Source organism: Gottfriedia acidiceleris (assembly GCF_023115465.1).
GTDB classification, from domain to species: domain Bacteria; phylum Bacillota; class Bacilli; order Bacillales; family Bacillaceae_G; genus Gottfriedia; species Gottfriedia acidiceleris_B.
This window is the reverse complement of the sequence record NZ_CP096034.1, coordinates 515,151-536,890: the sequence shown is the minus strand read 5'-3', so window position 1 is coordinate 536,890 and position 21,740 is coordinate 515,151. Positions and strand designations below refer to the sequence as shown.

Genomic DNA, 21,740 nt, shown 5'->3' with positions numbered 1-21,740 from the left:
AGGTGAAATGAATGATTTATGCAGAAATATTAGCGGGTGGAAAAGGTACTCGCATGGGAAATGTTAGTATGCCAAAGCAATTTCTTGCACTGAATAACCGTCCAATTATTATCCATACAATAGAAAAATTCATCTTAAATGACGAATTTAAAAAGATTTTAGTTGTAACGCCAAAAGAATGGATTCAACATACAAAAGATATCATCAAAAAATATATCGGTATGAATGACCGTATAGCTGTTGTTGAGGGTGGTAGCGATCGTAATGAATCAATCATGAGTGGTATTCGCTATTTACAACAAAACTTTGAAATTACTGATGAAGATATTATCGTAACGCATGATGCTGTTAGACCTTTCTTAACTCATCGTATTATAGAAGAAAATATTGATGCGGCTCTAAAATACGGAGCTGTTGATACTGTTATTGAGGCTGTTGATACAATCATTCAATCTTCTAATCACGATACGATTACAGATATCCCAGTAAGAAATACAATGTATCAAGGACAAACTCCTCAGAGTTTTAATATTAATCTACTTACGAAACACTATTCTGAATTAGATTCAGAACAAAAAGCAATCTTAACTGATGCTTGTAAAATTTGTCTTCTTAAAGGTGTAGACGTAAAGCTAGTTAAAGGTGAAGTTTTTAATATGAAAATTACGACTCCGTATGACTTAAAAGTAGCAAATGCACTTTTAAAGGATCAGGTGACGACAAAATGATTAATCAAATCTATCGTTTAGTTTCAACAAAACAAATTGAGATCACTTATAAAGAACAATCTCTAGAAGGTGACTATATCGTTGTACGTCCAACACATTTATCAATCTGTGCTGCTGATCAACGATACTATACTGGTACTCGTGGCAAAGAAGCGATGGCTAAAAAATTACCAATGGCACTGATCCATGAAGGTGTCGGAAAAGTTGTTTATGATCCAAAAGGTGATTTCAAAGTAGGCTCTCATGTCGTGATGATTCCAAATACACCTACTCAGGTTGATGATGTTATTGCTGAAAATTATTTAAAAACGAGCAAGTTTCGTTCAAGTGGCTATGATGGTTTCATGCAAGATTATGTATTTCTTGAAAGAGACCGTGTAGTAGGATTATCAGAAGACATAAACCTACAAGTTGCAGCGTTCTCTGAATTAATCAGTGTAAGTATGCATGCAATTGTCCGATTTGAAGAACGCGCACATCAACGTCGCGATGTTTTAGGCGTTTGGGGTGATGGAAACTTAGGATTTATAACTGCTCTAATCCTTAAAAAGCGTTATCCAGAAAGTAAAGTATATGTATTTGGTAAAAACCATTCAAAATTAAGTTACTTCTCATTTGCAGATGAAACGTATCAAATTGATGAAGTTCCTGAAGATGTAACAGTCGACCATGCTTTTGAATGTGTTGGTGGTATTGGTAGTCAATACGCTGTAGAACAAATTATTAATCACATTCAACCTGAAGGCTCGATTCCATTACTTGGCGTATCTGAATATCCGGTTGAAATTAATACGCGAATGATCCTTGAAAGAGGAATTACTTTAATAGGTAGCAGTCGAAGCGGACGTTCTGACTTCGTTGAAACGGTTAACTTCCTTCATGAGTACCCTGAAGTAGTCGAATACTTAGAGACTCTAATTGGAGATGTAAATGAAATTCGTAGTATCGATGATATTCATAATGCATTCGAACGTGATTTAACAACTAACTGGGGAAAATCAGTTATGGAATGGAAAATATAATATAAATTAGAGGGGATACTGCTCTCCTCTTTTTTATGTTAATCATATAACTCATACACTATTTTAATAATGAGGAGAAATTACCTAAAATGAATTTTGAAGTAGTAAGACCATCTAAAATAGATCAACCTAAGGTTAGTATCATCATACCTGTATATAATGTAGAAAATTATATTAAAGAGACAATTGAATCACTTGCAAAACAAACATTAAGTCCAATTGAAATTATATTAGTTGATGATGGTTCAACTGATAATACGCCAAACATTATTAATGACCTTTTAGCCTTATATCCAAATATACTATATGCAATTCAGAAAAACGCTGGTCCTGGTGTTGCAAGAAATAATGGTTTGACATTGGCTAAAGGTGAATACATTAGTTTTGTCGATTCAGATGATTTATTACCTGAAGATGCATTAGAAACTATGTATCTAGCAGCAAAATCTGAAGATGCTGAAGTAGTTACAGGAGCTTCTTTAAGCTTTAATAGTACTCGTTCTTGGTATATTGCTAGCCATGTCAACAATGGTGTATATACTCCTGGAACTAAATCACTTATTGCAAATAAAGGACTATTATATTCATTAGGCCCTTGTAACAAAATGTTTAAAGCTACTCTAATTAAAGGTATGTCGTTTCCAACTGATATTAGAGTAACGGAAGACCACCCATTTATTATTGAAGCTTATTTAAAAGCAAATAAAATTTTTACAGTTGATAAAGTAATCTATCATTACCGTAATCGCGAAGAAGAATCAAATCTTTCTCTTTCACAAGTAGTACGTGTTGATTCTGTTAAAGTTTTACGTGATATCTTAAAAAGTTTGAGCTACTCTAACCAATTATGGAATAATTTAATACCGAATGAGCTAGAGCGTTTAGATGTGATGGGTGTTTATTACCATCGTATCGTTACAGCTGATTTATGGCCTGCTATTATGAGCGCGGTTCGTTCGAAAGATGCTTCAATGCAAGAAGAAGCATTTCAATTAATTTATGATTGGCTTAAGACAATTGACTTTAAATTATATAATAAAGTACCTGCTCTAACTAGAATCACATCATACGAGTTAGTTCCTCATTATGGTTTATTATCGCAAAAGGCAAAGGAACTACATTTAAACTGGTTAAAAGAATGGGTAAAACTTAGTAACCCAGGTACTATGCATACATTGAAAAACTCGAATAGAAAATTTGATACACAATTGTGTTTAAAAGCATTACAAAAAAATTCGATTAAGCCCATTCAGAATCATATCAGCAAACGAGATCGTCGAAAACGTATTAATAAAATTAAGAGCCGTTTTAAGAGTGCATTTGCACGTCGAGTAGTTTTTAAGTTTGCTAGTTTGCTACCTGCAGAAGATACAATCGTTTTTGCATCAAATAAATCGAAAGGCCTTGATGATTCATATCCTTTTATTTACGAACAAATTCGAACGAAACGTCCACAATATAAAGTAGTTGATGACTTCTTTAAGAAACGTGAGTTCACTGATTTATGTAAAACATACTACCAATTTGGCCGTGCTAAATATATTATTCTAAACGACTATCACCGCCAAATTTATAAAATGAATTTTAGAAAAGAAACAGAAGTTATTCAAATGTGGCATGCTTGTGGTGCATTTAAAAAGTTTGGACATAGTGCAGTAGGTTTTGCAGATAGTAATCCAAAACAGTTTGAAACAAATGCTCACAAACCTTATACAAAAGTTGTTGTTTCAACGAATGAAGTTGTACCTCATTACGCTGAGGCATTTGATATTGATCCAAAAAATGTTCTACCTTTAGGATTACCTAGAACTGACCTTTTCTTTGACGATGAAACAAAGGAGTATGTTCGTAGAAAATTCCTAAATAGATTTTCAAAGTTAAAAGATAAAAAAATTATTACTTATGCTCCAACATTCCGTGGAAACCCAAGAGATCGAAAAACGTTCCATTTGGAACTTGATTTAGCTGCAATGCAAGAAAAATTAGGGGAAGATTATGTACTTGTTCTAAAGTTGCATCCAGCAGTTACAAATAATGTAAAAATCCCTGAATCTGCACGTGATTTTGTATTGAATTTAGGTAATGAGAATATTAATGAAGTATTATTAATGACAGATATTTTAATCAGTGACTATTCTTCTTTATTATTTGAGTATACATTACTTGAAAGACCTGTTATTTTCTTTGCATATGATTATGAGAACTACATGAAAGAAAGAAGTTTCTTCTATGATTATCATGATTTTGTACCAGGTCCAATTACTTCAACTACAAATGAGATTATCGATTTAATCCAAAAAGATCAGTTTGACTTAAATAAAGTGAAAGAATTCAACCAACGTTTCAATGAAATAGCTGATGGACGAGCTTCAGAAAGATTCGTAGAAACGCTAATTAAATAATTTATGAAAGGCAAGTAAGCATTTAAATCCGTGGATTTATTGATTACTTGCCTTTTCTTTAATTTACCCTATGCATAAATCCTTTAAGAAGGAATAATTTCCAATAGTTTTGACAAAATTACTTTTAACTAATAAATAAACTTTTATTTAATCGTTTGAAATGAGGAAAAATTGATGAGTTTTGAATTAATAATCAACCCTGATTTAAAGGACGTTAAAGTTAGTTTAATCATCCCTGTATACAATGTAGAGGAATATATTGAAGTAACCTGTTCATCCTTAGTTAATCAATCACTTAAAAATATCGAAATTATATTTGTAGACGATGGTTCAAGTGATCAAAGTGTTGAATTAATAAAACAATATGCAAAAGATTATCCTAATATTGTATTAGGAATTCAAGATAATAGCGGACCTGGTACTGCTAGAAATAATGGAAAGAAGATTGCTAGAGGTGAGTATATCGGCTTTGTCGATTCTGATGATTTATTACCTCACGATGCAATCGAAGCAATGTACCAAGCAGCAATTGATGAAAATGCAGATGTTGTTACAGGGCAATCTTTAAGCTTTAATAGTACTCAAAAATGGTTTATTGGCAGTCATGTTAGTAATGGAGTAAATATACCTGGAGAAAAGTCATTAATCTCAACCCCTGGACTACTCTATTCTCTTGGACCTTGTAATAAACTTTTTAAAGCTACCCACGTCAAAAATATCAATTTTCCTAAAAACATTAAAGTAACCGAGGACCATCCTTTTATAATAGAAGCATACTTAAAGGCCAATCGAATTTTCACCGTTGATAAAGTTATTTATTACTATCGTTCTAGAGAAGATGAAGATAATATTTCTTTATCTCAAATTGTCAGAGTTAATTCTGTTAAGGTCATAAATGATATTTTAAAGAGTCTTTCAATTTCCGATCCTCTTTGGGATCAATATGTTGTAAACAAATTTGAACGCAATCAATTAAAAGCGCATTACTACCAAAGAATCGTAATGGCAGATATATGGCCAGCAGTTAACAGCGCGATTCGAAGTATGGACACTGAGACCCAAGTTGAGAGTTTAAAACTTTTTTTGGAATTTGTAAATAAAATTGATATTCATCTTTATAACAAAATCCCAGCTATCCCTCGGATTCTATCCTACGAATTCGTTAATCGATATCATTTTATGAGTCCAGAAGCAAAACGAATTCATTTAGACTTACTAAAGGTTTGGGAAGAAAGATTAAATCCAGAAATGGCTCATCAATTAATAACTTCTAAATTTAAACAAGAGGTTAATTCTTGTTTGGAGGCCGTCAGAAAAAATAGTTTATCTCCGATTAATAGCCTGGTTAGAATGAAAGCAAATAAAAAAAGGAAAAACAAATTCTCAAGTCGGCTAAAAAGTGCCTTCGCTAGACGGGTTGTCCTAAATTTTGCAAAAATGCTACCAATGAAAGATGAGATTATATTTGCTTCAAATAAATCAACTGGACTTCAAGACTCTTATTATTTTATATACGAAGAACTGATTAAAACAAAACCAGAGTACAAAATTATTGGTCATTTTATTAGAAAGCGTAATTTCTCTGAGTTATGTAAAATGTATTATGATTTTGGACGTGCTAAATATGTCATACTGAATGATTATCACAGACCTCTTTATAATGTAAATTTACGAAAAGATACGAAAATCATTCAAGTATGGCATGCGTGTGGAGCCTTCAAAAAATTTGGACTTAGCGCAGTAGGCTATAAAGATAGTAATAGTAAGGATTTTGAAATAAAAGCACATACTTCCTATTCCAATGTGATCGTTTCTTGCGATGAGATTATTCCTTTTTATGCAGAGGCATTTAACGTTCCTGAATCGAAGGTTTTAGCCTTAGGATTACCAAGAACCGACTTTTTTTATAATGACGAGATGTTAGAGTCAGTAAAAAATAACTATTTTAATAAGTATCCAATGTTGAAAGGCAAAAAAATTATTACTTATGCTCCTACATTTAGAGGTAGTCCTAAAGAGCGAAAGAATTTTAATTTACAATTAAATCTAATCCAAATGGCCAATAACCTTCAAGATGAGTATGTACTAGTCCTTAAACTACATCCAGCCGTAAAAAAAGCGATTGTCATTCCACAAGAAGCAAAAGACTTTGTCATTGATTTAGGGAATCATGATATGAATGAAGTACTTTATCTTACAGATATACTAATCAGTGATTACTCATCACTTGTATTTGAGTATGCAATTTTGGAGCGACCAATGATCTTTTATGCATATGACCTTGAAGAATACTTAGATGAAAGAAGCTTTTTCTATGATTATGATGAATTTGTTCCAGGACCGATTGTCAGAACAACGGATGAAATCATTAACATTATAAAAGAAGGTAACTATGATCTTCAAAAAGTAGCTGAATTTAATCATCGATTTAACAAATATCAAGACGGTCAATCAGCTAAAAGATTAATTCAAACTTTAATTAAATAATGATAGCCCTACCGTACTAGTTATTTTACATGGTCTAGTTTGTATTACTATGGTAAAATTAATATCATAATTTTAGTTAAAATATAAAGAAGTCTATGATTGCTAGTCCATTATTTAAGGAGAAGTTTTATGAAAAAGATCTTAATTACAGGCGGTGCTGGTTTTATTGGTTCAAATCTTGTAAAAATGTATATAGACAAAGGTTACCAAGTTGTAGTTGTAGATGATCTTTCAAGTGGAAACATAACTACTCTTCCACCAAATGTTACTTTTTACGAAGAGAGAATTTGTAATTCTAAATTTATTGATATCGTACTTAAAGAAAAACCAGATATCATCAATCATCACGCAGCACAAATCGATATTCAATTTTCAATCCAAAATCCTTTAGAAGACGCAAAAATTAATATTTTAGGTACAATCAATTTATTAGAGGCTGTACGCAAACTAAAAGAAGAAAAAGAAGTAACACTTGTCTATGCTTCTTCAGCAGCTGTTTATGGTAATCCGGTCTATTTAGGAGTGGATGAGAATCATCAAAAACACCCTATTTCTTTTTATGGCATTTCAAAATTAACACCTGAATATTACATAAATGTATACCATCAATTATATGAAATCCCTTTTACTATTCTTAGATATGCCAATGTATATGGTATTGGCCAAGATCCAAAAGGTGAAGGTGGAGTTATTAGTATTCTGATGGATAAAATCATATCAAATTCTACCTTTACGGTTTTCGGAGACGGCGAGCAAACTAGAGATTATATCTACGTAGAAGATGTTGCTTCAGCAAACTTCAATGCAGGTGAAAAACCAGCAAATGATGTATGTAATGTTGGTACAAACGTAAAAACATCTTTAAATACATTATTAGAGGTTACAGAACAAATTCTTAACCGAAAAATTGAAGTTCAATACCAAGATGAACGAAGTGGCGATATTCGTGATAGCTATTTAACAAACGAAAAAATACACTCATTATTAAATTGGCAACCAGCCTACACTTTGTATGAAGGTCTTGAAAAAACATTGAACTATTACATTCAACAAGCTAACAAGGACGTTGAATGATTAACTAAATTAAACCATTTCGAAAACAAAAACGACTAAACTTTGTTTTACTAACAAAAGGTTTAGTCGTTTTTATTTGTACTGATTAAAGCTGAACTTCTACTGAAAGAATCTTTTTTAAATATTGAATCAAGTCTTCTCTTATTTCTTCTTTTTTTAATGCAAATTCAATGTTTGTTTTTATAAATCCTAGTTTTTCACCTACATCATATCTTGTTCCTTCAAAATCATAAGCGAATACACGTTGAATTCGATTTAATTTTTGAATTGCATCAGTTAATTGAATTTCTCCGCCAGTACCAATATTTTGTTCTTCTAAAAACATAAATATTTCTGGTGTCAGTACATATCTACCCAAAATGGCTAAGTTCGAATCAATTGTTCCAGGAGCTGGCTTTTCAACAAAATTCTTTACTTCGTATCTTCTACCATTTTGTAATAATGGGTCAACAATACCGTATCGATGAGTCTCTTCACTAGCTACAGGTTGAACACCAATAACTGATGAGTAAGTTATATGGTATTGATCAATTAATTGCTTTAAAGCCGGAACTTCTCCATCAACGATATCATCACCAAGTAAAACCGCAAATGGTTCATCTCCAATAAAATTGCGTGCACACCAAACTGCGTGACCTAATCCTCTTGGTTCCTTTTGACGTATATAATGAATCTCAATATTTGAAGGAATTTTTACTTCTTCTAAAAGAGAGTACTTTTCTTTCTCATATAAAGTTTTTTCTAACTCAAATGCTCGATCAAAATGGTCTTCAATCGCACGCTTACCTTTACCGGTTACAATAATAATATCTTCTATACCCGATTCAATCGCTTCTTCAACGATGTATTGAATGGTTGGCTTATCTACGATCGGTAGCATTTCTTTCGGCATGGCTTTTGTTGCAGGTAAAAATCGCGTACCAAGGCCCGCAGCTGGAATAATCGCTTTTCTGACTTTCTTCATATTCATCACTCCTAAAGTTTAATCATTAGACCCCTTTATTGAATGGCTAAACCATTATATAGAATTGAAAGACTATAAATCTAGTTTACTTTAAAAACGAATACATGCCTATCGTTCTTGATGAGATAAAAATTCAAGTTCTTTTAATCGAAAAAGACTATCCTTGAATAGTTTTCAAAGATAGCCTTTCCTTGCACATGATTACTTTGTTTTATGATTAAAATGTTGAATAATGACTTCAACAATTCTTCTAGAAGCTTCGCCGTCTCCATATGGATTAGATGCTTTAGACATTTTTGCATGTGCCTCTTCATCCGATAACAGTTCGTCAGCTAACGAGAAAATGACTTCTTCGTCAGTTCCAGCAAGCTTTAATGTACCCGCATCAATTCCTTCAGGGCGTTCTGTCGTATCACGTAAAACAAGTACTGGTACGCCTAATGATGGTGCCTCTTCTTGTACACCACCAGAATCAGTTAGAATTAAATGTGATCTCGCAGCAAAGTTATGGAAATCAATCACATCTAGTGGCTCGATTAAATGAATTCGAGTATCATTTCCTAAAACTTCATTTGCAATTTCGCGAACAACAGGATTCATGTGTACAGGATATACAACTTGAATATCGCTATGTTTTTCGACTAAGCGCTTAATCGCTTTAAACATATTTCTCATTGGTTCCCCTAAATTTTCACGACGATGTGCAGTCATTAAGACTAATCTGTCATTCCCAATCTGGTCAAGAACAGGATGCGAATACTCTTCTTTTACAGTTGTTTTAAGTGCATCGATCGCAGTATTACCAGTAATAAAAATCGTTTCTTCCTTTTTATTTTCAGCTAACAAATTTTGTGCTGATTTTGTCGTAGGAGAAAAATGCAAATCTGCCATAACACCAGTTAATTGACGGTTCATTTCTTCTGGATATGGTGAATACTTGTCCCAAGTACGTAAACCAGCTTCAACATGACCAATAGCAATTTGATTATAAAAAGCTGCAAGACTAGCAATAAAAGTAGTTGTCGTATCACCATGAACTAATACAATGTCCGGTTTTACTTCTTGCATAATCTTATTTAAACCTTCCAAACCTCGTGTTGTTACATCGATTAAAGTTTGGCGATCCTTCATTATATTTAAATCATAATTAGGTGTGATTTCAAAAATTTCAAGAACTTGATCCAACATTTGGCGATGCTGAGCTGTAACCGTCACAATGGATTCTATTTGATCAGGATGTTTAGCAAGCTCAAGCACTAGTGGCGCCATCTTAATCGCTTCTGGTCTTGTTCCAAAAATTGTCATTACTTTAACAGTCAAAATTCTTTCCCCTTTCAAAACAAATCGGCTTATTGAAATATGTATCTATCTATTGTATCTTAACTGAGGAAATAAAGACATTTTTTCCCATTGAAAATACCATTTATTCCTCTATTTACATGACTAATTGTAAAAATTAATCTTCTAAATCCCTAATAAGTTCTTTATAGTTATTATTCGATTCTATACACTTAGTTTCCCACATTTTGAAATCATTCATACTCGAAGTAACTAATAATAGAAGAAAAAAGCACAGTTCCTTCTACTCAAGAATTCACTGTGCTCTGAAAACTTAATGAACTAATTTTACTTGTAACTCATCAATGAGACTCAAAATCTCTGAACACATTTTATCCATACAGTAATTTTCCTTCACAAATTCAACTAGTTCTTTCCTAGATCCTTTTCTACTATCCGCAATGTACTGCGCTGCTTGATCCAGTGATTCGAAAATATACTCATCAGGGAATATCGTACGAGCCCCTTCACGATTTAATACAATTGGCACAGCGCAAGAAGCCATCCCTTCAACGGGTGCTAAGTGAAAACTTTCATAATCGCTAACTGATAAGACATAACCAATCGACTCGAGCCATTCCGCTGAATCTCCCCACTCTTCAAACTGAACTTGATTACGATAGTGGGATTTCTCAATTTTTCGAAATAAACTTGTATAATAATCCTGCTCTTGTTGATTATTCCAAACCCACGGAAACTCTTTCGGATGCTTTCCTTTTATCGAAAGAGTATATCGGTTATCTTTTTCGTATAACTTTTCAAATATCTCAAGCGCCCGATCCAATCGTTTTAACTTCGGTACATAACCAAGTAATCCAATTCGAAAATCTGCATCATATTGCTTAGGCAAATGGAATCGACCAACATCAACACCATTTTGAATGACAATCATCTTTTCTCTAGGAATTTTTGCAACACGATGGAACTCCTCATATATATAAGAAGAAATTGCAATAATCTTATCAATCTTCGTAAAATCAAATCGTTCTGGAAAAGGAGTATTCATTTCAAAACGATGCATTCTAACAATTAACACTTGATGATCCTTTTTATGCTCCTGATACCAAATGACATTTCCAAGTCCCCACTCGCAAAAAAGAACATCCGCCCAATTAACGATTTCTAAGCTTTTACCAACTTGATGAATTGTATGGCCTTCCCATAAATCTATTTTTATTTCTATGTCACTCCTAGCTTCAAACCTCTTTATCGCTTCGTTAATAAATTTTAAATCATGCCCTATAATCGCCAGTTTCATAAAAACAGCTCCTTATACTAAAATACTCTCAATTTTGTCTCGGCTAATGGCTTGTTCATAGGCATCTCGATAAAAATTAAACTCATCAATTTCAAAAAATTGAACACCCGCTTTTGAAAAATGTCCAATTGAAGATTTATGATCTAATAGCTTTATAAATTCATTTGGATGAAGAAATCTAGTCGCCTTTTTGCAAATTAATGCTTCGTCAATATGACAATCATTTACGTAGTTATAGCTATTTCCATTGCCTTTAGCAATAATCGTATCATTCGTATACTTAGTAGCTAACATTAAATCTCTTAAATAATTTTCTCCATAGTAATGATCTAGATTAATTGGAGCAATATAATTTGAATCCACAAGATCATTCAAGCTAAAGTAATGATGGCAGTAATCAATTAGGTAGGTTTTTACTTCACCATGATTGTTTTGATTAAATATGTCTAAATAACCATCAAACAAATCGAGTAAGATTACTAGCTTTTTATGTTTAATTCCTTGTTTATTGTATATCGCGATTAATTTTTTGTAATCAGCTTTACTTCGTACAATCCCTACTAATGTGGCACTCGCTTCATATTTTTCGTAAGGTAGATTAATAATATTGAATAAATCTTCCACTCGATTCGTATAAGTGTGTTCTTCTAATACTTTTCGCAATGTGAGTAAACGATTTTTCTTATAGAAGGTCTCATCTGCATAGTAGTTTGAAAGTCGTTGCTTCATCAGTTTTTCATCATCAGTAGCTGTTACAATGTCTCCAAACATTCTATGAATCCCCTCTGAATGGGAACTAATTATCGGGGTATTACTTGCTAACAACTCAAATACTCTCCGGGCAAACATTGTCGGAGATTTTGTAATACTATTTACATTTAGCGCTACTTTATATCCTTTATATGCTAGATCGATTTCATTTTGTTTTAGGTTTCCAACAATATATGGTTTATACTCATCTGGAAATTGATTAGGACTTATTGGATTATGATAGTTTCGGTCATATATATCCAGTCCGTATTCCTTTGAAGAATTGACTAGTTTCTCCATTGCACTCGTACGCTCAGGAAACTTTTTACCATAATAAGCTCCAGCGAAAACTACTTTCTCTTTACGTGGAATATATTCAATTGGATTGTGAATTTTCGGTTGAGCTGCAAAAGGTAAGCAATAAACATTTTCACAGCCTTCATCTACATAGTTTTGAACTGATTCAAAATCAGTCGTGCATACATAATCAAAATGCTTAGCTGTATCAATAAAAGCTTGGTAATGAAATGGATCTTCTTTATTCCAAAAGACAGTCGGGATATTATGTTCTTTACACCAATAAACTAGTTTTAATAGTTTTGTATGATTTCTGTGATTTTTCGTACCGATTTTATCCTTCCAAGCTCCATCGTTTCCAAGCCACGCAGACTCACAAAAGAATAAATCAATTCGGTGCTTTTTAAATTCAGTCAACCAATTCTCTGGCGTAATTTTTACAAGTTGAAACTCATAATCAAAGCATCTTGTCGTGAATTCATCTGCAATAAATCCAACCCGAAAGTCCTTAATTTCTTTCTTTTGTTTCTTCAAGTGACTATTGTCTATCGTACTATTTTTATATGAACCCATTAATTTAGCATGGAATAAATGGAGTGTAGCAGCACCTGTCATGTAAATCGAAAAAGAAGCCGATTGTATCTCATTTTGCTTAAATTGAGATAGATCAACTAACTCGTCCATATGAAAATTCACTGTACTTGGGTTATTCTCATGATCCACCAATCGTAATTCACAAACAACCTCACACTTACCGCTGACAAAGCCTGTGACGCCAAATTTAGTAAATAACTGACTTCTTCCTTCATTAAAAAGTAGTTCCATTAATTTTTTTTCGTCTTTATAATCAATGACCGCAGTCTGCTTTATAAGTTTGTTATGAAATAGTGTTTTCTTTTCCTTCTGAAACTTTTGAATGCCTTTTGAGACTATAAAATCATCAGCTGAAAATGGAAGTAACTCATGATTTTGAAAATAGAAGGGTTCATCCACATTCATTAATTCAGACAGCATCATCTTTGTGTCATATTTATCATTACGTAATCTAGTAATTTGTTTTTCGATTAATTCTTTTAACATAAATGACCCCTCATTTTCTTTTTAAATACTTCAAGAGCTTCCAATACTTCCTTGCTAATTTGCCAAACTTCGAGTTCCTAAACGTTTCATAATTTAATTGCAGCTTTTGGTATTCTTCTTGCAATTTTTCATATTCATACGAACCAAATGACTGCTTTACTTCGTTTACAAGAACATAATCATCGAGTCCCATCATAAATTCCTCATGCTCTACAATTAAATCCAACTGACGGAATAATTGTTCTTCCATTCTCTTTTCTAATTCCATCACTTTATTAGAAAGAAATTCATTTTCTTTCATTAACATTTCATTTTTTCGTAGAGTATTAGCATCGAAATCCTCAGTCGAAACCTCTATTAAACTTGGTTTAAAATTTACAGTTGTTGAATCAACATGACTACTATTCAATAATTCACTATTCTTCATTTCAAACCTCCAGAACAATAAGATAAACACCGTAAGTATGACGTGTTTATTAAAAAAGGATAATTATATTAATTAAAGATTAACGATTTTTTGTGAATCTTAATGAGTATCCATGTTAAAATATGTTAAAAATATGTAAAAAAAAATAACCGCCACTGCATAGTTTGCAATGGGGTTATTTTAAATAAGTTTTATATTATTGGACTTGATTCCTGTGATCCTTTTATTGGTTATTTCCCATACTGTTTTTCAAAATAATGTTTATACTCACCAGAAACAATCATTTCCCACCATTCCTTATTATCTACATACCATTGAACGGTTTGAACAATCCCTGTATCAAAATTATAGGTTGGTTTCCAGCCTAGTTTTTCTAGTTTACTTGGATCAATCGCATATCTTTTGTCATGACCTAAGCGATCTTGTACAAATTGGATTAAGTCTTCAGATTTTCCAAGAGTAGAAATAATTGTTTTAACGACCTCTAAATTTGTGCGCTCGTTATGTCCACCTACATTGTAAACTTCCCCATTTTCTCCTTTATGCAAAACTAAATCAATTGCTGAGCAATGGTCAAGAACATGTAACCAGTCGCGAATATTTTCACCAGTACCATAAACAGGAACTTTTTGGTCATTTAGAACTCGAGAAATCGTTAATGGAATTAATTTTTCAGGGAAGTGATATGGCCCGTAATTATTTGAACAACGGGTGATATTCATCGGAAATCCATACGTTTCGTGATAGGCACGAACTAATAAATCAGATGATGCTTTACTTGCAGAGTACGGGCTATTCGGTTGTAGAGGTGTATCTTCGGTAAAAAAGGTTGTAGGGTCAAAATTTAGATCACCATACACTTCATCTGTAGATACATGTACAAATTTCTTAACGTTTATCTCCTTTGCAGCATCTAGTAAAACTTGAGTTCCTACTACATTTGTTGTCACGAATATACCCGGGTCTGTAATTGAGCGATCAACATGACTTTCTGCTGCGAAGTGGATGACATAATCGAACTTTTCTTTTCTAAATAATGTCATGATTTCTTCATGGTTTGAAATATCAATTTTGATAAAATGATAGTTTTCATTTTGTTCGATGTTTTTATGCTTTGTTAAGTCACCTGCATAAGTTAAAGCATCCAGATTGTATATTGAATAGGCAGGGTATTTATTGATCATGTATTGAACAAAGTTTCCACCGATAAATCCGGCACCGCCTGTAACAGCTACTTTCATGTTTTACTGAACCTCGTCTCTTTTATTTAATTGAACTATATATCTAGTTAATGCATCTTGCCATGAAGGTAAGGGTTGAAAGCCATTTTCTACTAGTTTTTGTTTTGATAATCTCGAATTTTTCGGTCTAGCTGCTCGAGTAGGATAGTCTTCGGAAGCAATGGGTTTTACTAAAGTTTTACTATCAGTTTGTTTGAATATTTCTTTTGCAAATTCAGCCCAACTAGTATAGCCCTCATTTGTTGCATGATAGATTCCATATTTATCGGATTTAATTAAATCTACTATTAATCTAGCTAAATCAACTGTATAGGTTGGTGAACCAATTTGATCTCCGACTATATTTAATTCATCTCTAGTTTCTGATAATCTTAACATTGTTTTAATGAAATTATTCCCATTATTCCCAAATACCCACGATATACGAATGATAAAATAGTTTTCGATGAATGATTGAACAACTTTTTCACCTTCATACTTTGTTAATCCATAATAACCGATTGGGTCCGGTTGGTCATCTTCATCAAAAGGACTTTCACCTTTCCCATTAAATACATAGTCCGTACTAATATAAATGAACTTTGAATGATGCTTTTTCGCAGCTACAACTAAATATCTCGTTCCTTCTACATTCACGTTCCAGCAATTCTCTTTATCATCTTCAGCATGATCCACCGCCGTATAGGCAGCACAGTGAACAATTACATCTGGTTTATATGAATCTATAATAGAAGAAACAGATTCCCTTTTAGTAATATCCAGTTCTTTTCGTCCGATTGCTTTTACAACTAAACCATGTTGTTCACATGCTCGAACGACATCATAGCCTAACTGCCCACCGTAACCAGTTACTAAAACCTTCATTTATCTTACTCCTTATAGATAAAATTATTTTCAGCATCCTTTAATAATGGTGCGATTTTGTCTTTTGCAGATATTATTGGTGAAATATTGATTGGCCATTGCACCTGAATAAATGGGTCGTTCCAAACAATGCCTCGATCACATTCAGGTGAATAGAACTCATCAACCTTATATTGAACTTCCACATCATCTGTTAAAGTCATAAAACCGTGAGCAAACCCTTTTGGTATGAATAATTGTTTTTTATTTTCGGCACTTAGCTCAACTCCAAACCACTTCCCGTATGTCGGACTCCCTTTTCTAATATCGACAGCCACATCAAAAATGGAACCCCTTATACAACGAACTAACTTTGTTTGTGCTTTTGGAGACAATTGATAATGTAACCCACGTAATGTTCCTTTCAATGCAGAAAATGATTGATTATCTTGTACAAAATTTAAATCCATTCCAAAATCCTTCATTTTAGAATCATTATATGTTTCCATAAACCAACCACGGTGATCACCAAAAACAGTTGGTTCAATCACTACAATTCCTTTTATAAAAGTTTCTGTAATTTTCATTGATAATGACCCCTCAAGCTAATATTTAATCTCTCCATTTGCAACTTTTCGTAAATAGTTACCATAACTTGTTTTACTAAGCGATTCGCTTAAACGTAATAACTGTTCTTTATCGATCCAACCATTTATATATGCAACTTCTTCTGGAGCAGAGATTTTTATTCCCTGATGCTCTTCAATTGTTTTGACAAAATTTGTTGCCGATACTAAACTTTCATGTGTTCCTGTATCTAACCACGTATAGCCGCGACCTAGTAACTCAACATCTAACTCACCCAATTTTAAATAAGCTTCATTTATAGAAGTAATCTCCACTTCTCCACGATTGGATGGTTTTACGTTTTTAGCAATCTCAATGACGCGATTATCATAAAAATACAATCCCGTCACTGCATAATTAGATTTTGGAGCTTTTGGCTTTTCCTCAATGCTCAAAACTTTTCCATACTCATCAAACTCAACAACACCGAATCGCTCAGGATCCTGGACATGATATCCGAACACTGTTGCCCCTTTTTCCTTCATCGACACTTTTTTCAAAATACCACGCAGCCCACTGCCATAAAAAATATTGTCACCTAGTATCATCGCAACGGAATCATTTCCTATAAACTCTTCACCAATAATAAAAGCCTGTGCCAACCCATCTGGACTAGGCTGTACTTTATATTTCAACGAAACTCCAAATTGAGAACCATCACCTAATAAAGCCTCAAAACGAGGCAAATCCTCTAGAGTCGATATAATTAAAATCTCTCTAATACCAGCCAGCATTAAAGTAGATAACGGATAATAAATCATTGGTTTATCGTATACAGGTAATAGTTGTTTACTAGTCACCATCGTTAATGGATAAAGACGAGTACCGCTGCCACCTGCAAGTATAATCCCTTTTATCGTAAAGACCTCCTAAACATTTAGGAATATATATATTATTATGATGATGCTTTAGGGGTTGTGTAGGTTAAATTCTTAGAGGATTGGAATGAAATGATGAGTTCAGTTGAAATCTAGGTGGAGGGAAAGTAGAGAGATAGAGGAAAAAAAGACATAAAAAAAGAACCACCGTTAAAAAGTTAATTTTTTAACGATGGTTCTTGAGATTTAGATGTTATTTTGTTTCTGAAGGTAGTTCCAAGTGCTGACGAAGATCATTAGATATATTATCTTTTTCTTCTTTCGGAACAATAAAATAATAAATTTTATCAATCATCTTGCCTTCACCTTTAACTTGGGTCTTACTAATATTTTGCGCAGCTGCACGGTAATCCTTTTGAATTGAAACCATATCATTTAAAGTGATATTTGTTACAACATTCTTTTGAATCGCTTGTAAAATCGATTGATAGTTTGTTAAAGAAGAAATTGAAGCTCCCTTTTTAATAACCGCTTCAAGAATTTCTCTTTGTCGAAGCTCTCGACCAAAGTCTCCACGTGGATCCAACTTACGCATACGAGAAAACTTTAAGGCATCATCACCATTTAAATGAATTGGTCCCTTCGTAAAGTGAACGCCACCATAAGTAAAGTCTAAGTCATTATTCACATCAACTCCACCTACTGCTTCAACGATATCCTTAAAGCCTTCCATATTAACTTCAAGATAATAATCAATAGGAATGTTCAAGAAGTTTTCAACTGTATCAACAGACATCTGAATTCCACCAAATGCATACGCATGGTTAATTTTATCCTCTTTACCTTTTCCAACAATTTCAGTTCTTGTATCACGTGGAATACTAACCATTTTTGTTGTATTTGTATTCGGATTAACCGTCAACACAATCATCGAATCCGAACGACCCTTATCACCTGGGCGATGATCAACCCCTAATAGTAAAATAGAGAAAGGTTCTTTCTTTTCAACATTTACTTCTTCTTTTCGTTTATCTGTTTTCTTTATGTCTTTATAAATTGCGTCTGTTGTTTTATTTACATTGTGGTAAATTGAATATGCATAACCGCCTATTCCTAGACCGATTACAACTAGTACACTAAGTACGATTATTAGTACTTTTTTTGTTGTGTACATTTTTTTATATGTATGTTTATCTTTTCTGGACACTTATTTTCTCCTTGAAAATTAGTTTATCTTAGTTTAAAGATGTATATTTATTTACCAAATAAGAATAAATTTGGAAATATACACTAAATATCCTAACAAGGTAAGCGAATTTTTTAATTTTTCATTATTGACTGGTAAAATTATTAAGATATTTACTGATATATTTTATTTTTGAATTATGTGTTTTGAATATGTATAACAACAAAGCAATCCTTTTGGTACTGTAAAATAGAATTAAATTGAAGGTTCTACAATACAATAAACATATAATAATATAGATTAACTTTGTATTTAAATTAATAAGCGTAAGCGAACAGGCACACTATTGTGTTGCCACCTGTACGCTTATTATAAAAATTATGATTCTATTAATACTTTGGTTTTATACCCGTTCGGATTATTTTCTTGCCATCTCCAAGAATCCCGACACATTTCTTCAATTCCTCTTTCAGCAACCCAGCATAATTCATTTTTAGCTTTTGATGGATCTGCATAGCATACTGCCACATCTCCTGGTCTTCTATCCACGATTCGATAAGGTACTTTCATACCTGATACTTTTTCAAATGCCGAAACAATTTCTAATACACTATAACCAGTTCCTGTCCCTAAATTATATGCTTTAACGCCATTAGAAGAAATTATTTTCTCTAGTGATTTTAAATGTCCTTTTGCAAGGTCCACTACATGGATATAATCTCTTACACCACTACCATCAACAGTTGGATAATCACTACCAAACACTTGGAGTTCTTTTAACTTCCCAACAGCTACCTGGGTAATAAATGGCATTAAATTGTTAGGTATTCCATTTGAATCCTCTCCAATCATACCATTTTTGTGTGCTCCAATTGGATTAAAGTAACGTAATAGGGCAATGCTCCAACTATTATCCGAAACATATAAATCTCGTAATATCTCCTCAATCATGAGCTTTGTCCGGCCATAAGGATTTGTTGCTTCGAGTGGGAAATCCTCCGAAATTGGTACTTGTTTAGGCATACCATATACCGTAGCAGAAGAACTAAATACCAAATTCTTTACCCCATACTTCTTCATCACATCACAAAGGATAAGCGTCCCTGTGATATTATTATGATAATAATGAAGTGGAATCGATACTGATTCCCCTACAGCTTTTAATCCTGCAAAGTGGATAACAGCATCAATTTGATTAATGGAAAACACTTCTTCAACGGCATTTCGATCAAGTAGGTCAACCTCATAAAAATTAAAATCTTTACCTGTAATCTCACTTACTCTATTTAATGATTCAGGTTTACTGTTTGAAAAATTATCTAGGACGATAATTTTATATCCGGAATTTAGCAGTTCAACACAAGTATGACTACCGATATATCCTGCTCCACCTGTAACAAGTATAGCCATGATTAAATTTCTCCTCTTTTCTATTAATGATTAATGGCATTAGAACATGTAATAATACAATAATTTACACTTTTCTATACTACACCCACAATTTTTCGATAAATTTCCAGAGGTGTCAGGTACTAGAATTAATGTAACTAATAAGTATAAATAACCTTAAGTGATAATGAGAAACAAACAGGAGAAAAAAGCATGTATTAATGAACATGCGATATGAATCTTCAAAGCTTCAAATTCCATGAACAATATTGAACATTAGTTTTTAAAAGTTAAGTTTATTCTTTTTAGTAAACCATACAATAAAACTTTAAAATAAATAAACTCTGATCTTTTATAATAAGCAATTAAAAACACTACATTTGGTACAATTAAACAAATAATTAATTTATAAATAAAAGTTAAAAAATTTGTACTATTAAAAGTATTTGCAAGTGACCAAGTTAAAATTGCTCCCCCAAGAGTAACAAGTAAATATACAAAAAAACTTTTAAAATACTCTCTTATTCTAACTTCAAGACCATATCTAAATAGAACTAATGGTTCTATCCAAAAACAAGTAGATAGTGTTGATACTAAGGTACCAATAAAAACACCAGCTAATCCAATTTTTTGTGCTAAAATGATTGATACTACTAAGTTAATAACGGATTCAAATATAGGCTTATATCTGTCCTTCCAAAAAAGCCCCATCGCATCTCTAAACACCAATGTAGTTTTTCTAATAATTGTTAAATAAGAATTTATTACAATTAAAATTACAACTGATATTTTAAAGGTAAAATCCTTACCAATCCAAAGAGAAATAAATGGGTTAAGCAAAATAATGAGAGAAATCGAAGATACTCCCCCAATCCAAAAATTCGAAAAAAGAATATTTTTGTAAATGGTGTATGTTTTCTCTTTCGATTCCGTAACATTTAGATTCCCTACACTTGCAGTTAATGCGTTGTATATTAATGTAATAATTGTATTAATTGCTTCGATAATTAGAACATAGTTGGAAAATAGACCAACCATATTTATCCCTACAAATTTAGATATTACTAAACTATCAGTTCCATTTACTACTACCGTTCCAATACGATGAAAAAATAATGCTCCTATATTTTTAAATATAAGATTTCTTTCTTTTTTTGGAAGTATTGAATTTGTTTTTTGTTTAATAAAGGGAAACATTCTATTTGCTTTTAATGATATATTAATATTAATAATAATATTTATAATTAAAGAAACTAACAAAAATAAAACATAACTCCTATAAAACAATAAAACTAGTATTTGAAAAATATACATTAGTAATATAAACTTCATTCTATTAGCTGAAATGATGTAGTTTTTTTGTGCAGCAGTTATTATTGATGTTTTATAAACAAAGAAATATGAGGATGCAGAATTTAATACATATATAAAAAAGTATAATCTTAAATGCGGTATATTAGATGCATCAGAGGTAAAGTTTTCTAGAAACGGTATTAATAATAAACCGATTGTAATTACTAGCATACCAATGTAACTATATAATTTAGCATATAAATTAATTAAGAGCCGCAGTTTCTTTTTATCATCCTCAGCCATTGGTTTGTACATCGAATAAACAATAGCTGTTCCAACTCCCATTTCAGCAAGAGACAGCATTTGAAGTAGATTACTGAATAATCCATTAATACCAAGGTATTCAGTACCTAACATTTTTATAAAAATTGTACGAACAACAAAACCTGATATTATTGTTATAATCTGCAAAGAAATTGCAAATAATGAATTTTTAACCGAATTTTCCACTCTCAT

General features: G+C 32.4%; 17 protein-coding genes. 5 read left to right on the top strand and 12 right to left on the bottom strand.

Annotation, left to right across the window (positions count from 1 at the left end):
- Positions 1–11 precede the first annotated feature (11 nt).
- From MY490_RS02520 to MY490_RS02500, 5 genes are all read left to right on the top strand, one after another.
- Complete coding sequence (locus MY490_RS02520) at positions 12–728, top strand: IspD/TarI family cytidylyltransferase (protein ID WP_248267852.1); 717 nt, start codon at positions 12–14, stop codon at positions 726–728.
- Positions 725–1,750, top strand: a complete 1,026-nt coding sequence (locus MY490_RS02515; protein WP_248267851.1) for a ribitol-5-phosphate dehydrogenase — start codon at positions 725–727, stop codon at positions 1,748–1,750. Before MY490_RS02520 ends, MY490_RS02515 begins: the two co-directional genes overlap by 4 nt.
- 89 nt (positions 1,751–1,839) lie before the next feature.
- Entirely contained in the window at positions 1,840–4,152 is a 2,313-nt protein-coding gene (locus MY490_RS02510; RefSeq protein WP_248267850.1) for a bifunctional glycosyltransferase/CDP-glycerol:glycerophosphate glycerophosphotransferase, read from the top strand.
- Positions 4,153–4,326: 174 nt separating this feature from the next.
- The gene (locus MY490_RS02505; protein ID WP_248267849.1) at positions 4,327–6,639 is read left to right on the top strand and encodes a bifunctional glycosyltransferase/CDP-glycerol:glycerophosphate glycerophosphotransferase; all 2,313 of its coding nucleotides are present in this window, start codon (positions 4,327–4,329) and stop codon (positions 6,637–6,639) included.
- A 129-nt stretch (positions 6,640–6,768) separates the two neighbouring features.
- Positions 6,769–7,713 (top strand): GDP-mannose 4,6-dehydratase, encoded by a 945-nt coding sequence (locus tag MY490_RS02500; protein WP_248267848.1) that lies wholly within the window; start codon positions 6,769–6,771, stop codon positions 7,711–7,713.
- Positions 7,714–7,798: 85 nt separating this feature from the next.
- On the opposite strand, the gene galU is transcribed toward MY490_RS02500, so the two are convergent.
- The 12 genes from galU to MY490_RS02440 all read right to left on the bottom strand — a co-directional run bounded on the left by galU (position 7,799) and on the right by MY490_RS02440 (position 21,740).
- Entirely contained in the window at positions 7,799–8,677 is an 879-nt protein-coding gene (gene galU, locus MY490_RS02495) for a UTP--glucose-1-phosphate uridylyltransferase GalU (protein WP_248267847.1), read from the bottom strand.
- A 201-nt stretch (positions 8,678–8,878) separates the two neighbouring features.
- Positions 8,879–9,982 (bottom strand): non-hydrolyzing UDP-N-acetylglucosamine 2-epimerase, encoded by a 1,104-nt coding sequence (wecB, locus tag MY490_RS02490; protein WP_432707059.1) that lies wholly within the window; start codon positions 9,980–9,982, stop codon positions 8,879–8,881.
- Positions 9,983–10,289: 307 nt separating this feature from the next.
- Complete coding sequence (locus MY490_RS02485; protein ID WP_248267845.1) at positions 10,290–11,273, bottom strand: glycosyltransferase; 984 nt, start codon at positions 11,271–11,273, stop codon at positions 10,290–10,292.
- Between the two features lie 12 nt (positions 11,274–11,285).
- Positions 11,286–13,400 (bottom strand): CgeB family protein, encoded by a 2,115-nt coding sequence (locus MY490_RS02480; RefSeq protein ID WP_248267844.1) that lies wholly within the window; start codon positions 13,398–13,400, stop codon positions 11,286–11,288.
- A gap of 10 nt (positions 13,401–13,410) precedes the next feature.
- Positions 13,411–13,827, bottom strand: a complete 417-nt coding sequence (locus MY490_RS02475; RefSeq protein ID WP_248267843.1) for a hypothetical protein — start codon at positions 13,825–13,827, stop codon at positions 13,411–13,413.
- Positions 13,828–14,057: 230 nt separating this feature from the next.
- Complete coding sequence (rfbB, locus tag MY490_RS02470; RefSeq protein WP_248267842.1) at positions 14,058–15,068, bottom strand: dTDP-glucose 4,6-dehydratase; 1,011 nt, start codon at positions 15,066–15,068, stop codon at positions 14,058–14,060.
- Positions 15,069–15,071: 3 nt separating this feature from the next.
- The gene (gene rfbD, locus MY490_RS02465; RefSeq protein WP_248267841.1) at positions 15,072–15,932 is read right to left on the bottom strand and encodes a dTDP-4-dehydrorhamnose reductase; all 861 of its coding nucleotides are present in this window, start codon (positions 15,930–15,932) and stop codon (positions 15,072–15,074) included.
- Positions 15,933–15,937: 5 nt separating this feature from the next.
- The gene (gene rfbC, locus MY490_RS02460) at positions 15,938–16,498 is read right to left on the bottom strand and encodes a dTDP-4-dehydrorhamnose 3,5-epimerase (protein WP_248267840.1); all 561 of its coding nucleotides are present in this window, start codon (positions 16,496–16,498) and stop codon (positions 15,938–15,940) included.
- Between the two features lie 18 nt (positions 16,499–16,516).
- Complete coding sequence (rfbA, locus tag MY490_RS02455; protein WP_248269306.1) at positions 16,517–17,395, bottom strand: glucose-1-phosphate thymidylyltransferase RfbA; 879 nt, start codon at positions 17,393–17,395, stop codon at positions 16,517–16,519.
- A 214-nt stretch (positions 17,396–17,609) separates the two neighbouring features.
- Positions 17,610–18,530, bottom strand: a complete 921-nt coding sequence (locus tag MY490_RS02450) for a polyisoprenyl-teichoic acid--peptidoglycan teichoic acid transferase TagU (protein WP_248269305.1) — start codon at positions 18,528–18,530, stop codon at positions 17,610–17,612.
- Between the two features lie 390 nt (positions 18,531–18,920).
- Positions 18,921–19,952 carry a UDP-glucose 4-epimerase GalE gene (gene galE, locus MY490_RS02445; protein WP_248267839.1) on the bottom strand — a complete coding sequence of 344 codons (1,032 nt, stop codon included), beginning with the start codon at positions 19,950–19,952 and terminating at the stop codon, positions 18,921–18,923.
- Between the two features lie 255 nt (positions 19,953–20,207).
- Positions 20,208–21,740 carry a lipopolysaccharide biosynthesis protein gene (locus tag MY490_RS02440; RefSeq protein ID WP_248267838.1) on the bottom strand — a complete coding sequence of 511 codons (1,533 nt, stop codon included), beginning with the start codon at positions 21,738–21,740 and terminating at the stop codon, positions 20,208–20,210.

Coding starts and splice junctions, on each gene's coding strand:
- MY490_RS02520 (WP_248267852.1), top strand. CDS start 12: ATGATTTATGCAGAAATATTAGCGGGTGGAAAAGGTACTCGCATGGGA.
- MY490_RS02515 (WP_248267851.1), top strand. CDS start 725: ATGATTAATCAAATCTATCGTTTAGTTTCAACAAAACAAATTGAGATC.
- MY490_RS02510 (WP_248267850.1), top strand. CDS start 1,840: ATGAATTTTGAAGTAGTAAGACCATCTAAAATAGATCAACCTAAGGTT.
- MY490_RS02505 (WP_248267849.1), top strand. CDS start 4,327: ATGAGTTTTGAATTAATAATCAACCCTGATTTAAAGGACGTTAAAGTT.
- MY490_RS02500 (WP_248267848.1), top strand. CDS start 6,769: ATGAAAAAGATCTTAATTACAGGCGGTGCTGGTTTTATTGGTTCAAAT.
- galU (WP_248267847.1), bottom strand. CDS start 8,677: ATGAAGAAAGTCAGAAAAGCGATTATTCCAGCTGCGGGCCTTGGTACG.
- wecB (WP_432707059.1), bottom strand. CDS start 9,982: ATGACAATTTTTGGAACAAGACCAGAAGCGATTAAGATGGCGCCACTA.
- MY490_RS02485 (WP_248267845.1), bottom strand. CDS start 11,273: ATGAAACTGGCGATTATAGGGCATGATTTAAAATTTATTAACGAAGCG.
- MY490_RS02480 (WP_248267844.1), bottom strand. CDS start 13,400: ATGTTAAAAGAATTAATCGAAAAACAAATTACTAGATTACGTAATGAT.
- MY490_RS02475 (WP_248267843.1), bottom strand. CDS start 13,827: ATGAAGAATAGTGAATTATTGAATAGTAGTCATGTTGATTCAACAACT.
- rfbB (WP_248267842.1), bottom strand. CDS start 15,068: ATGAAAGTAGCTGTTACAGGCGGTGCCGGATTTATCGGTGGAAACTTT.
- rfbD (WP_248267841.1), bottom strand. CDS start 15,932: ATGAAGGTTTTAGTAACTGGTTACGGTGGGCAGTTAGGCTATGATGTC.
- rfbC (WP_248267840.1), bottom strand. CDS start 16,498: ATGAAAATTACAGAAACTTTTATAAAAGGAATTGTAGTGATTGAACCA.
- MY490_RS02450 (WP_248269305.1), bottom strand. CDS start 18,530: ATGTACACAACAAAAAAAGTACTAATAATCGTACTTAGTGTACTAGTT.
- galE (WP_248267839.1), bottom strand. CDS start 19,952: ATGGCTATACTTGTTACAGGTGGAGCAGGATATATCGGTAGTCATACT.
- MY490_RS02440 (WP_248267838.1), bottom strand. CDS start 21,740: ATGAGAGTGGAAAATTCGGTTAAAAATTCATTATTTGCAATTTCTTTG.